The sequence below is a fragment of the [Phormidium] sp. LEGE 05292 genome (assembly GCF_015207735.1).
In the GTDB taxonomy this organism is placed as follows: Bacteria; Cyanobacteriota; Cyanobacteriia; order Cyanobacteriales; family Aerosakkonemataceae; genus Floridanema.
Window position 1 is genome coordinate 22,129 of record NZ_JADEWG010000015.1, and the last position, 12,939, is coordinate 35,067.

Below are 12,939 nucleotides of genomic sequence, written 5' to 3' on the forward strand. Positions count from 1 at the left end.
AAAGGAAAGTTAAAACATAAATAAAAAGTTAAATTTTTTATCCTATTGCTAGCCATAAGATCCTATTCCTTGTAAGTTCTAAAAGATATAGCAGGCAAGTTAAAAGACAGTTTTTATGATTTGGTCATGACAAGAAGTTAGGAGACTAGCATGAGTTACGCTGCAACTCCGGTACGAACTAGTTCAGGTGTGGTGATTATAGCCCCATTATCTGGTCATTTATTACCGATCGAACAAGTTCCCGATCCAGTATTCGCGCAAAAAATGGTTGGGGATGGTATCTCTATTGATCCTGTAGGTGAGACTTTATTTGCGCCTTGTGATGGCGAAGTGATTCAACTGCATCCTTCCCATCACGCCGTAACTATCAAAACGGCAGAAGGTTTAGAAATATTGATGCACATTGGATTAGACACTGTTACCCTCAGAGGCAAAGGCTTTACACCGAAAGTTAAAGAAGGTGACAAGGTAAAAACTGGAGATGCACTCATTGATTTTGATGCGGATTATGTTGCCTTAAATGCCCGGAGTTTGCTAACTCAATTAGTAATTACCAACGGTGAGAAAGTGGCAAATTTTGCGCCGCGTTCTGGTGTTGTGACTGGGGGAAAAGATGTAGTTTTGGAACTCAGTTTAACAGGAAGTGAGACACCAACTGCCGAAAAAAGCACAACTGGTAAAAAAGTTATTTCCCAAGCAATTGTAATTCCCAACCCCACAGGATTGCACGCCCGTCCCGCCGCAGTTTTAGCGAACTTAGCTAAAAAATATAAATCCGATCTTCGCTTAAAGTTTGGGGAAAAACAGGCGAATGTGCGTAGCGTTGTCGGATTGATGGGGTTGTCGATCGACAATGGTGATACAGTTTATTTGGTTGCAGAAGGGGAAGATGCCGAAACAGCAGTTGCCGAACTGACGAAAGAAATGCTTGCTGGACTAGGGGAAGAAGGATTATCACCTGCACCTGCACCCGCCAGTGTTGCTCAAGCTGAGATTAACACACCTGCACCGCGTCCGCGATCGGAAAATCCCAACATTATATTAGGTGTAGCAGCTTCTCCAGGTGTGGCGGTGGGAAATACTTACCGGATTCGACACCAAGAGATTAGCGTAGCAGAAACCGGAGAAAACCCAAATAAAGAAAGGCGGAAATTGGAAAATGCGATCGCACAAGCCAAACTAGAAATAGAAGCACTCCGCGCCAAAGTACACGGACAAGCAGACGCAGGAAAAGCCGCCATTTTTGCCGCCCATCAAGAACTGCTAGAAGATCCAGAAATTGAAGAAATGGCAACCGCAGCGATTGACGAAGGTAAAAGTGCGGCTTTCGCTTGGAAAAAAACCTACACTTATCAAGCTCAACAACTAGCAAAACTACAAAACGAACTGTTAGCGGCGCGGGCGAATGATTTGCGAGATGTGGGTGGAAGAGTGTTGCGAATTTTAACAGGCGCAACAGTAGAAGAAATTAGTTACCCCGACAATACGATTTTAATTGCAGAAGACTTGACACCTTCCGATACGGCGACGATGGACCGATCGAAAGTCCTGGGTTTTTGTACAGTTGGTGGAGGCGCAACTTCCCATGTTTCCATTCTCGCGCGATCAATGGACATTCCCGCAATTGCTGGAGCAGAACCGAGAATATTAGACCTTCCCAACGGTACACCAGTAATTTTGGATGGTAGCAAAGGCACAATGCGCCTGAATCCTACCCCAGAAGAAATGGAACGAGTCAAACAACTGCAAATCAGATTAGCAGCCAAACGCCAAGCCGACTTAGCCGCAGCATTTGAACCAGCCACAACAATTGACGGTCATCGCGTCGAAGTAGTAGCCAACATCGGTAATATAGAAGATGCCGAAAAAGCCGTTGCTTTGGGTGGCGAAGGCGTAGGTTTGTTGCGTTCCGAATTTGTATTTATGGAACGAGACAGCGCCCCCAGCGAAGACGAACAAACCGAAATTTATGAAAGTATAGCCCGTGTTTTAGGCCCCGATCGGCCCTTAATTATTCGTACCTTAGACGTTGGTGGCGACAAACCTTTACCTTACTTATCCATTCCCCACGAAGAAAACCCATTTTTAGGCGAACGAGGTGTGCGAATAGGATTCGATCGACCAGAAATACTCCGCACCCAACTAAGAGCAATTTTAAGAGCATCTCACGCCGGAAAAGTAAAAGTAATGTTCCCCATGATTGCACGACTAGAAGAATGGCGCATGGCAAAAGGAATGCTAGAAGAAGAACGGCAAAAACTAGGAATTTCGCCCATTGAAGCCGGAATCATGATTGAAATACCCGCCGCCGCAGTCATGGCAGATCAATTTGCCAAAGAAGCCGACTTCTTCTCCGTCGGCACCAACGACCTCACCCAATATACCTTAGCAATGGATCGCGGACACCCCAAACTAGCCCCTTACGTAGACGCATTAAACCCCGGAGTCTTAACCTTAATCGGTGTCGCCGCCACCGCCGCACGCCATCAAGGAAAATGGCTGGGCGTGTGCGGTGGAGTCGCCAGCGATCCGCAAGCCGTACCATTATTAGTAGGCTTAGGCGTTACCGAACTCAGCGTCAGCGTCCCCACCATCCCCAGCATTAAAGCCCAAATCAGAGAATTAAAACTCTCTGATTGCCAGAAATTAGCTAAATTTGCGATCGCTCAAGCCACAGCAGCCGAAGTCAGAGCATTATCTCCCTTACCAGAAGAATAAAGAAAAAACAGCCCACAAATATCACTTTCTCTTTCTTCTCTTTCTTCGCGTTCTTTGCGTCCTTTGCGGTTCATTAAAAAAAACTCTTTCACAACTTAAATAGGACTGCGATAGGAATCCTAAAATATTTTTTTGAACCGCAAAGGACGCAAAGAGCGCAAAGAAAAGAAAAAGAAGAAAAAAGGTATTTTCTAATCTACTTCAACCAAGAAACCTTTATGTGGAAAAAAGCATTTGCCTTACTCCAAAAGATGGGAAAATCCTTAATGCTTCCCGTCTCAGTGCTACCAGTTGCAGGTTTATTACTCGGACTTGGTAGCGCCAGATTTAGTGACCCGAAAACCTTTTGGTGGATACCAGAATTTTTAGCAAAGATCATGAAACAATCAGGCGATTCGATCTTTGCTAATTTACCTTTAATTTTTGCGATTTCGGTTGCGATCGGATTTACCGAAAATGATGGAGTTTCCGCCTTAGCTGCGACTGTAGGTTTTGCTGTATTTGTTGCTTCTTTGGGTGCAGCTTCAACCACTTTATTTAATGTTCCCAGTAGCGAACTAAAACAAGTTTTGGGTATTCCCACTCTGGATACTGGGGTGTTTGGTGGCTTAATTATTGGTTGTGTAGCCGCTTATATTTTTACTAAGTTTTTTCGCATTCAATTACCGCAGTATTTAGGGTTTTTTGCGGGTAAAAGGTCGGTGCCAATTATTACTGGGTTGAGTGCGATCGCGATCGGCATTTTAATGAGTATCATTTGGCCCCCCATTGGTAATGCCATCCAAACTGCTGCTAACGCCGCTGCTTCTGGAAAAAATGTGGCTCTAACTGCGGCAATTTATGGAGTAGTAGAACGCGCATTATTACCTTTTGGTTTGCACCATATTTGGAACGTACCTTTCTTTTTCCAAATCGGATCTTTCACCGATCCTATTACTGGTAAAGTCGTTCATGGTGATATTACTCGGTTCTTTGCTGGAGATAAAAGTGCTGGGATTTTGGGCGGTGCTTATCTGTTTAAAATGTTTGGTTTACCAGCAGCAGGTATTGCAATATGGCATTGTGCCAAACCAAAAAACCGCACCGTCACAGGCGGGATCATGATTTCAGCAGCGTTCACTTCTTTCTTAACAGGAATTACCGAACCTTTAGAATTTTCCTTCATGTTTGTTGCCCCCATCCTTTATGTAATGCACGCATTTTTAGCGGGGTTTGGTGACTGGTTATTTGTTACCCTTGGCGGTAGAATGGGTTTCACTTTCTCCCAAGGTTTTATCGACTTTTTCCTATTCTGGAAACTGGGAACTAATGTCTGGTTAATTTTAGCTTTTGGGCCATTGTTTGCCGCTTTATACTATTTCTTGTTCCGCTTTACCATTAAACGGTTTGACCTGAAAACTCCGGGAAGGGAAGATGAAAATATTATTGAAGGTGTGGAAGGTGGAACTGCGATCGCAGCAGCAGGTATGACTATGGCAGCGGAGTTAGTAAAAGCTTTCGGTGGACGCAGCAATATTGCTACTTTGGATGCTTGCATTACCCGTTTGCGAATTACTGTCAATGATATGTCTAAAGTAAACAAAGCTAAGTTGAAAGCTTTGGGTGCTTCCGGTGTTTTGGAAGTTGGTAATAATGCTCAAGCAATTTTTGGGCCAAGGTCAGAAAACCTGAAAACTGATATGATGGAATATCTCAAAATTGCTGGCCCAGAAGCAGATATAGTAGATCCACCATCAGTCGAAACTACCCCAGGAAATACTTTAACTGACAATGGTGTTGCACCAGCTGTGGTTCGAGATCCTAATGCGGCGCGTCGGGTAAAAGATTTAATTCATGCCCTTGGTGGTGCTGCTAATATTCGCAATGTAGAACCTGTAGCTTTAACTCGTTTGCGTTTAGAAGTTGCTGATAATTCGGCAATTAATCAAGAAGCTTTAAAAGCTGCTGGTGTGGAGGGAATTATGCAATTGCCAAACCATAAATTGCATTTATTAGTAGGGTTGAATGCCGATCAATATGCCGCAGAAATGAAGGAACAATTAGCCAAATCTTGACCTGAAACCCGACTTCTTGAAGAAGTCGGGTTTCTAATTTATGTATACTTGCATTTACAAAATGCTGTAAATTAAATTGCTGACTAATGAGAGTGCTAAGGCTCCAATTACTGCACTCCACAAGCCTGCACGTAGGCGAAAACCTTGGACTAAAGAGGCTGCGATCGCAAAAGTGACAGCCGCAATAATAAATGTGGAAATTCCCGAAAGTAAGTTAAATGTCACCAAATTAGGAATAAAGAAAAATAACCCTAAAATTGGTCTAACAATAGCAGCTACTACACCAATAACTGCTGCTGAAATGTAAGCTTTAGCTGGACTATCAATTTCTACTCCAACTGGCAATTTAGTAATAATTAGCAAACTAGAGGCGCTAACTATCCAAGCAATTAACAGATCAATAAAATCCATATTTATTTCCCCTCTCATCTCATCTGTGGCTGTTTAAATTCACCACAACAATCACGTTAAATTGCCAGATTCTAAATTTCCTCTACAAATTGGTGTAAATATCAATCCATCTGAAGGCACAAAGAAGAAAGGTAGAAGGCAGAAGGCAGAAGGCAGAAGGAAAGAAAGGGACAAAGGGTAAAGGTGAAAGGGGTATATTTATTATCTCCCCTGCTCCCCTGCCCCTCTGCTCCTTAACGCGATCGCGGACTCTCTGGTGTCACCCCAGGAGTAGCAGTTGTCGGAGGAAGCGTTCCGGGTACTTGTGCGCCTGGGGTAGGAAATGTTCCTGGTACTTGTGCGCCTGGGGTGGGAAGAGGAAGCGTTCCTGGAGTTCCTGTACCTGGGGCAGGAAGTGTTCCGGGTACTTGTGCCCCTGGCGTGGGGATGGGGAGTGATCCGGGTACTCCGGCATCTGGGGTAGCAGTGGGGAGTGTGCCAGGAGTAATGACACTGGGAACGCTTGTACTTGGGGTGGGGAGGGGAGATGTGCCAGGGGTTTCTGATTCAGGTAATGTGGCTAAGGCTACGCGATCGCCTCCCACTGCCTGCATTTTGTCCAAAACTTGCACCACATCATTATAAAAAGCTGTTTTGGAAGCATATAAAACCATTATTCCTTGGGGATTTTTTTGATTAAATTCCCCCAATTTTTGTTCTAATTGTTCTGGAGTTACTAATTGATTCTCTACATAAATTTGATTGTAGGGATTGATGCTGACTAATAATCTAGAAGCTATTTGTGGTGTAGTCGCGTTACTAGCTTGAGGCAAATCCACAGTAATTGCTTGCTGTCTAGTTAAACCCAAGGCTGCCAACAAAAAGAAAGTCAATATACAAAATATGACATCAATTAGCGGCAAAAGTTCTATTCTGGCTTCATCAGATGCGTTATCAAGATTTATTTTCATGGGTGTACAAATTACCTAACTCAAGATTACTGAAAATTTTTTTTATTAATAGGGAAGTTTTGGGAAATCTTTAAACTATCTCCTCTGTTCCTCTGCTGCCTCAACAAGCAATTTAAAAGATTAATAGCTTAGTGCCGATGTCAGTGCATGATTGCAGCTAAATGAATCGGCACTCAACTTTTGATGGAGTTTAATCTTTTCTACTGTCTTCTACTGTCGTGTCTGAATTGGAAGTAAAGTGGCTTTTATTAGTATCGGTACGATCGTCTACATGGACATTTTCTGAAGTCGTTGATGCTTCCGTTACATGAGCGGCTTCTGTATAATTATCGGCAATCGTTGCTGTTTCCGGTGTTTGTGTGAAATCGCTTTCTTTATAATTGTCGGTAATTGTTTCTGGTTCTGGTGTTTGTGTGAAATCGCTTTCTTTTACCTCTGAATTATCATTTTTGAGCCGATTTCGCAATCTTTGAAATAACCCAGTTTTACCCGGTGTAGTAGGATGATTTTCCTCTGTTGGAGTTTCTCTTATTGGCAGTGACGAATCTATTTCTGGAGTTTGCACAATGGTTTCTGCCTGCATTTTAGTTGTTGATTCTGGTTCAGCAAAATCTCTGTTATTTTTCGGAGAAACTCTCTCTTCTTCTGGTTGAATTACTGGTTTTTGTGGTGGCGCATTTCTCTTTTTGTTTTTCCGACTTGAACCTGAACTAGATTGTGACCAATATTGACGATAAAGTAATTCTAATTCGCTACCAGATCGATGAAAAATTTTCATCTGATTAAAGAGCAAAACTTGAAACAAACGGTAGAAAGCTAATGTGAAGATCGCCACTACTAACCCGGAAGCTGTACTAATCAAAGCTTCCCCAATTCCCAGAGTTACCCCACTCGTAGAAGGGGTTCCTAAATCGCTAATCCGAATCGATCGCAACGAAACAATTAAGCCCCAAACTGTACCAAACAAACCCAACAAGGGCGCTAAACCAATAATCCCTTCTAAAATTTTGTCTCCACCGCGCATCGAGTTTAACTCTTCATGGGCTGTACTTTCCAGCGCCAGCTTAAATATCTCTGGATCGGGTTGTCCCAAACGCAAGGGTGCATACAAAAACCGACCGATCGGCTTATTGTTGGCACGTCTGGCAATTTCCGTCGCCGCTTCCCAATCCTGCACCGCCGCATCTAAAACTCGGTTAACGATATCCCTTTCTTTGCTGAGAATTCTTGCCCAGAACCACAGACGCTCCAAAATCACGGTCAATGACAGGATCGACAGACCTAGCAAAGGCCACATTGCTGGCCCACCTAATCTAAAAATTTCTACGATGTTCACAGTTTTGGGTTTCCTCCGTACTTTCCTCTTTGCACAAAGTTCTGTCGCCCAGGTCGCTGGTAACGAGTCTCAGGCAATTTACAATTGTAAAGAAATAGAGAGCAGCAATGACGGTTATTACCTAAATTAATTTCAGAAAATCTAATGAACTCTGGGAAAAAGAGCAACAAAACCTAATGACGGATATCCACACCAGTCTCTTAATGTGGCTTTTGTCACAATGAAAGTAGCTGGAGGGTAAATAAAAATGAAAAATTTCCTTGAATCATTTTACAACTGGTATCGCGGCACAATTCGTAATCCGAAATATCGCTGGTGGTTAGTTTTAGGAACTTTGGCTTATTTGTTTAGTCCAATCGATATTGCTCCTGATTTTTTGCCCATCGTGGGATGGATTGATGATGCAGCAATTACGGCGCTCTTAGTTTCAGAAGTATCTCAGATCTTCATCGATTATGTCAAATTACGCCAAGGTCAACAACCTAGCGAAGTTGGCGATCGTACTGCGGAAGGCAACCAAAGTGTTGATGATACAGTGGTGGAAGTAAAAGCAGTTTCTGTCGAATAAATTAAAGATCCATAAGCTGTAACTAACCCTTTCCTAGCAGGTGAAAGGGTTTATTGTTTTGTCTGTTTGTTAATTTTAAGATGAAATGAGTTCTTTTTTTATTGGTCAATTCACTTCACTAACCAAGCCGAGAAAAATGTAGTAATTACAGCGATAATTGTTGTCAATAACACAAGTTGCTGGTTATATAATTAATGCTGGGATTAGGTTCGTTGTTGCCCTGTTTTCGCTCTTATCCTTGTTGCGATCAAAGCGAAGACAGGGCAATAACATACTCTTACGCAAGTAACTAGCTAATTGAGTTAATTAGTTATTTCTGCCGCGCTGCAATAGTTTATTCGTGGTTTGAGATATCATAGATTAGCTTACCGATTTGCAGTAATAGTAGCTGGAAAGTGATTCTGCGTCAGCCGATCGCTTAAAGTAGTGAAACTTGTGTAAAGTAAGTGTTATTTATTACATAGTATGACTGAAGCAAATATTCCCCAACCTTATGGTTTAACTGGACTGACTGAGGATGAGGCGATCGCTCGCCGTGCTGCTGGAAAAGGTAATAATGTTAAACTACAAACCAGCCGTTCTTATAAACAAATTCTTCAAGAAAATCTTTTTACTTTTATTAATTGGATTTTCTTTGCGATTAGTGCAGTATTTTTTCTATTAGGTAGAATTGGCGATAGTATCCTTGTAGTAGTGGTAATTTTGGGTGGAATATTAATTAATATCTACCAAGAAATTTGGGCTAAAAGAAAGTTAGATGAAATTGCTTTACTCAACAGACCAAAAGCTACTGTAATTCGAGAATGTAGAGAAAAAAATATTGACCCCACAGAGATTGTTTTAGGAGATATCCTACTAGTTAGGTCTGGAGATCAAATTGTTGTTGATGGAGTGGTAGTTGGCGAAGGTCGCATGGAAGTTGATGAATCTTTGCTAACTGGTGAATCAGATATGATTCTGAAATTAGCGGGACAATCTGTTTTTTCTGGTAGTTTCTGTGTTAGTGGTAGTGCTTGCTGTGAAGTCCAAAAGGTAGGAGCAGAAACATTAGCTTATCAATTAACAACTGGTGCAAGAGCTTATCGGCAAGTTCTAACTCCTCTTCAGAAAGAGATTAATGTGGTAATTCGAGTTTTCATGTTAATTGCCTGTTTTCTCTGGATTTTAGTGAGTATTAGTTTTCTCAGTCGTTCCTATTCTTTATCTGATTTGTTGCAGAGGGCTGCGGTAATTGCGGGGTTAGTACCAGCCGGGTTGTTGTTAGCAATTACTTTGTCTTATGGGCTAGGTGCTGTGAAAATGATCGGGCAGAATGTGTTGATTCAGCAAGCGAATGCGGTAGAATCTTTAAGTAATGTTGATGTACTTTGTTTAGATAAAACTGGGACTTTAACGACTAATGAAATTAATTTAGAAAGGATTTATCCTTTAGATATAAATGAAGGAGAGTTACGATCGCTTTTAGGAGATTTCGCCGCTTCTACTAAAGTGGGGAATAAAACTAGTGATGCGATCGGTTTAGCTTGTCCGGGAACAGAGCGATCGCTAATTGCTGAAGTACCTTTTTCTTCTAGTCGCAAATGGAGCGGAATCGCATTTGACGATCCATTAAAACCAGTTATTTATGTTTTAGGCGCACCCGAAGTTTTGGCAAAAGATATAGATTTAAGTCCAGAAATAAGTGAATATATCGCTGGCGAAACTAACAAAGGTTTACGAGTTGTATTGTTTGCTTATAGTTCTGATATTGTAGCAGTAAAAAACAGGCGAGCGGAAACAAATAATCAACCAGTAGATGTAGCATTACCAGCAAATTTAATTCCTTTAGCAGTAATTAGTTTGAGTGACCAATTGCGCCCCGAAGCTTACGAAACTATTCAGGGTTTTGCTAAAGCTGGAATTGAAATTAAAATTATTTCTGGCGATCATCCCCAAACAGTAGCCTCATTAGCAAAACAAGCAGGTATAGGGAATGATTTAGCCGTAGTTTCGGGACAAGAATTAACTCAAATGAGTCCGATTGAATTTACCCAAACTGCTAAAAACAGCACAATTTTTGGTCGGATTACTCCAGAACAAAAAGCTAGATTAGTGGAAAGTTTACGCAAAACTGGACACTATGTAGCGATGATTGGTGATGGGGTGAATGATGTGCTTTCCTTAAAAAGGGCAAATTTAGCGATCGCAATGGAAAGCGGTAGTAAAGCCACTAGAGGCGTAGCTGATATCGTATTACTTAAAGACTCTTTCGCAGCTTTACCTTATACTTTTTTGGAAGGTCAACGAATTCGCAATGGCATTTTTGATATTTTAAAATTGTTTTTGGTACGGGTATTTTGTGTAACTTTACTAATTTTTGCTACCGCAATTGTTACTGATAGCTTTCCCTTGGAAAATAAGCAAAGTGCTTTAGTTTCCTTAATCGGGGTAGGATTACCAACCATTTGTATTCCTATATGGGCAAAACCGGGAATTTTCCCAAGGCGGAGTATGGTACAGTCAATGCTGCATTTTACTATTCCAGCTACTATAACAATTACTTTAACTGCCCTCTTAGTTTATTTATATTATTTAGTATGGGCTGTTTTAGATTTGCCGCCTGGTGCGGATATATCCCAAGTTGATTATTCAATTCCCCGCAGTGCTTTAGCGACAATTTTAATTTTATGTCAATTGTTTTTAATTCTCTTTTTGAAACCACCTACTAATGCTTGGGTAGGTGGAGAAAGATTAAGTGGTGATTGGCGATATACTATTATTGCTGTCGGTTTATTATTAGTATATATCGTAATTATATCCGTGCCACCTTTACGGAAATTTTTTGAACTTTGGCATTTTGGAGCTTTGGATTATTTATTTATGGGTTTAGTAGCATTAGAATGGTGTTTGATAGTCCGGTTTATGTGGCGAACTAAATTTTTAGATAAGTTTTTGGGTGTAGATTTGGATTAGAAAGTTTTAGCTAATTAATTAATAATGAACGATGAAGATTTAAAACCAAAACAACTAGATCGAGTTAAGCTGTTAGATTGGGTGATGATTATTGGTGGTGCGATCGCCCTCGTCACTACAGGTATCATTGGATTAGGCATCAAAGCTTATAATAACGCCCTAGATCCCGAACGAGCCGAAGCAGTAGCTAAAAGTATTATTGATTATCGGATTCCCAATGGTTCTAAAGGGAAATTCGGCATCAAATTTGCTGGAATTAAACTTGCCATAGTTCACAGCAAAACCTCGCCGCCTGATGTGGAAATATTTGTCATGCAAACACCTTTAAACCGCGATACTCAAAACCAAGAAGATATAGAAAGACTCAGAACTCCTATCGAACCGACACCAACAGAATTTGAAATTTCTTCTTCCTATAACCAAAGCTTGAAATTTTGCAATCAACCGCTGAGTGTTACCATTGACGAAGGTCATTATACCTTAGAAGATCAAAGCTCAAGTATCCCTGCTGTACAATATAGTGCTAGTACTATTATCAATAATGAAAGACTAGTGGTAGAAGTACAAGCACTAGGGAAAAATGCTAAACAAAAAGCTTTAGCTGTTTTTAAATCAATCAAGTGTAAGTAATTACTGAATCCTTGATTTTTAAAGTAATGTTTGGGGAGAGTAGCCTAAATCTTCAATAAATTGAGTACAAAATTCTTGAATTTCCGTCGTAGTTGGGCTACCGTGAGCAACTACAGCTACCTGATAATTGGCAATTACATAGAGGGGAGATTTCCCAATTTCTAAAGCCCACATTGCCATTTTTATTTGAATTTCCGGTTGATAAACAATCCCAAATTCATCTAAGATAGCGCGGAAATCGCCTTCTTCTTCCGAACTTAAATGCCCCAAAAATTTGATTTTAACTACCCAACCATCTAAGTCATGAATCACGGTAATAAAATTAATTCCTAACCAGGGTCGAGAATTTAAGTAATCGATGATTCGCAAGGTTAAACTAGCATTTGCGAAATAGTAAATGTATTCCATAAATTCACCTAATTTTCTCAAGTTTAATGAGTCCGAAACATTCTCAGTGATTAGTTGAAAATTAACCAAGTATTATTGAATTTTATAAAAATTTGTTGCTAGTGTTGCTAGCTTTTTCTGTGCTGTAACAAACAATCGCTTATCCCAAAGTTGAATATACCTTTCCTCAAGTCTTCCCTTATATCTTTCACTAAAACAGTCAGAATCTAACACTTCTGTTAAAATATATTTTAATACTTTAAAGTGCTTGTTTAAATCCTCTTCATTAGCCTTATCGGTGATGATTAATTCTTCCACCAAATTCCAATAATCTAAATAACCGTTTAATACTCCCAAGTCAATATCGCGAACAATTTCCCAATAGGGAATCGCATCAGGTTCAGACAAAAAATTTACTTCATCAAAACTAGTATCTGGGGAAGAATGTTGCAAGTTTCTACTCTTCAACTCGTCTATGCACAAAGTCGCAAATTCTTCATCGGACTTTAACAGATTACTCAAGAAATTATACGCCCATAACAGGTTAGTGTACTTGTCTTTTTGTTCGGCTAACAGATGAGGATGATCCTTAACGGATTTTATATGTTTTCGCATTAACAGCTTAACTGTACAATAAGCGTCTTTCCCTGACATATTGGTTCTCCAAGGAGGTTGATCGGAAACGGTAAAGGAAGAAGTAAGTAGATATGTTACCTAGCCATACTTTTAAAGTAATATTTGTGACTATATTTAGTCTTCACCAAACCAGGTGAAATATTATCACCCAACTAGGTGAAGGGGCGAAAATTTGACATTAACGAAGAGTATCTTTATTAATTGTTTAACTCAGATCTTGCTCCAGAAAGGAGGTAGAACCTCTGGGGATCGCGTTCCTGGGTTGAACCTGGGAACGAGAAATAGAGGCTCCGATCG

Annotated in this window: 10 protein-coding genes; 5 read left to right on the forward strand and 5 right to left on the reverse strand. The window is 40.6% G+C overall.

What is annotated here, in order from left to right:
* Positions 1-150: 150 nt before the first annotated feature.
* Together ptsP and ptsG are read left to right on the forward strand one after the other, a co-directional pair.
* The gene (gene ptsP, locus IQ264_RS06760; protein ID WP_193979855.1) at positions 151-2,718 is read left to right on the forward strand and encodes a phosphoenolpyruvate--protein phosphotransferase; all 2,568 of its coding nucleotides are present in this window, start codon (positions 151-153) and stop codon (positions 2,716-2,718) included.
* Positions 2,719-2,936: 218 nt separating this feature from the next.
* Positions 2,937-4,772: a PTS glucose transporter subunit IIBC gene (ptsG, locus tag IQ264_RS06765; protein WP_193979857.1), complete on the forward strand. Its 1,836-nt coding sequence runs from the start codon at positions 2,937-2,939 to the stop codon at positions 4,770-4,772.
* A gap of 54 nt (positions 4,773-4,826) precedes the next feature.
* Here the strand turns inward: ptsG and IQ264_RS06770 are convergent, their stop codons facing one another.
* From IQ264_RS06770 to IQ264_RS33835, 3 genes are all read right to left on the reverse strand, one after another.
* Complete coding sequence (locus IQ264_RS06770) at positions 4,827-5,183, reverse strand: phage holin family protein (protein ID WP_193979859.1); 357 nt, start codon at positions 5,181-5,183, stop codon at positions 4,827-4,829.
* 233 nt (positions 5,184-5,416) lie between these two features.
* The gene (locus IQ264_RS06775) at positions 5,417-6,133 is read right to left on the reverse strand and encodes an ExbD/TolR family protein (protein ID WP_193979861.1); all 717 of its coding nucleotides are present in this window, start codon (positions 6,131-6,133) and stop codon (positions 5,417-5,419) included.
* A 190-nt stretch (positions 6,134-6,323) separates the two neighbouring features.
* Complete coding sequence (locus tag IQ264_RS33835) at positions 6,324-7,469, reverse strand: MotA/TolQ/ExbB proton channel family protein (protein ID WP_193979863.1); 1,146 nt, start codon at positions 7,467-7,469, stop codon at positions 6,324-6,326.
* 247 nt (positions 7,470-7,716) lie between these two features.
* Between IQ264_RS33835 and IQ264_RS06785 the strand changes: the two genes are divergently transcribed.
* The 3 genes from IQ264_RS06785 (at position 7,717) to IQ264_RS06795 (ending at position 11,619) form a co-directional block, all read left to right on the forward strand.
* On the forward strand, positions 7,717-8,037 hold the full coding sequence (locus IQ264_RS06785) for a YkvA family protein (RefSeq protein WP_193979865.1): 321 nt from the start codon (positions 7,717-7,719) through the stop codon (positions 8,035-8,037).
* 465 nt (positions 8,038-8,502) lie between these two features.
* A complete protein-coding gene (locus IQ264_RS06790) occupies positions 8,503-10,989 on the forward strand; it encodes an HAD-IC family P-type ATPase (protein ID WP_193979867.1) in 2,487 nt (828 codons plus the stop codon).
* 24 nt (positions 10,990-11,013) lie between these two features.
* Positions 11,014-11,619: a hypothetical protein gene (locus tag IQ264_RS06795; RefSeq protein WP_193979869.1), complete on the forward strand. Its 606-nt coding sequence runs from the start codon at positions 11,014-11,016 to the stop codon at positions 11,617-11,619.
* Between the two features lie 18 nt (positions 11,620-11,637).
* Here the strand turns inward: IQ264_RS06795 and IQ264_RS06800 are convergent, their stop codons facing one another.
* Together IQ264_RS06800 and IQ264_RS06805 are read right to left on the reverse strand one after the other, a co-directional pair.
* Positions 11,638-12,027 carry a hypothetical protein gene (locus IQ264_RS06800; protein WP_193979871.1) on the reverse strand — a complete coding sequence of 130 codons (390 nt, stop codon included), beginning with the start codon at positions 12,025-12,027 and terminating at the stop codon, positions 11,638-11,640.
* 72 nt (positions 12,028-12,099) lie between these two features.
* Positions 12,100-12,660, reverse strand: a complete 561-nt coding sequence (locus tag IQ264_RS06805) for a hypothetical protein (RefSeq protein ID WP_193979873.1) — start codon at positions 12,658-12,660, stop codon at positions 12,100-12,102.
* Positions 12,661-12,939 lie beyond the last annotated feature (279 nt).

Coding starts and splice junctions, on each gene's coding strand:
- IQ264_RS06770 (WP_193979859.1), bottom strand. CDS start 5,183: ATGGATTTTATTGATCTGTTAATTGCTTGGATAGTTAGCGCCTCTAGT.
- ptsG (WP_193979857.1), top strand. CDS start 2,937: ATGTGGAAAAAAGCATTTGCCTTACTCCAAAAGATGGGAAAATCCTTA.
- IQ264_RS06775 (WP_193979861.1), bottom strand. CDS start 6,133: ATGAAAATAAATCTTGATAACGCATCTGATGAAGCCAGAATAGAACTT.
- IQ264_RS06795 (WP_193979869.1), top strand. CDS start 11,014: ATGAACGATGAAGATTTAAAACCAAAACAACTAGATCGAGTTAAGCTG.
- IQ264_RS06805 (WP_193979873.1), bottom strand. CDS start 12,660: ATGTCAGGGAAAGACGCTTATTGTACAGTTAAGCTGTTAATGCGAAAA.
- IQ264_RS06785 (WP_193979865.1), top strand. CDS start 7,717: ATGAAAAATTTCCTTGAATCATTTTACAACTGGTATCGCGGCACAATT.
- ptsP (WP_193979855.1), top strand. CDS start 151: ATGAGTTACGCTGCAACTCCGGTACGAACTAGTTCAGGTGTGGTGATT.
- IQ264_RS06800 (WP_193979871.1), bottom strand. CDS start 12,027: ATGGAATACATTTACTATTTCGCAAATGCTAGTTTAACCTTGCGAATC.
- IQ264_RS06790 (WP_193979867.1), top strand. CDS start 8,503: ATGACTGAAGCAAATATTCCCCAACCTTATGGTTTAACTGGACTGACT.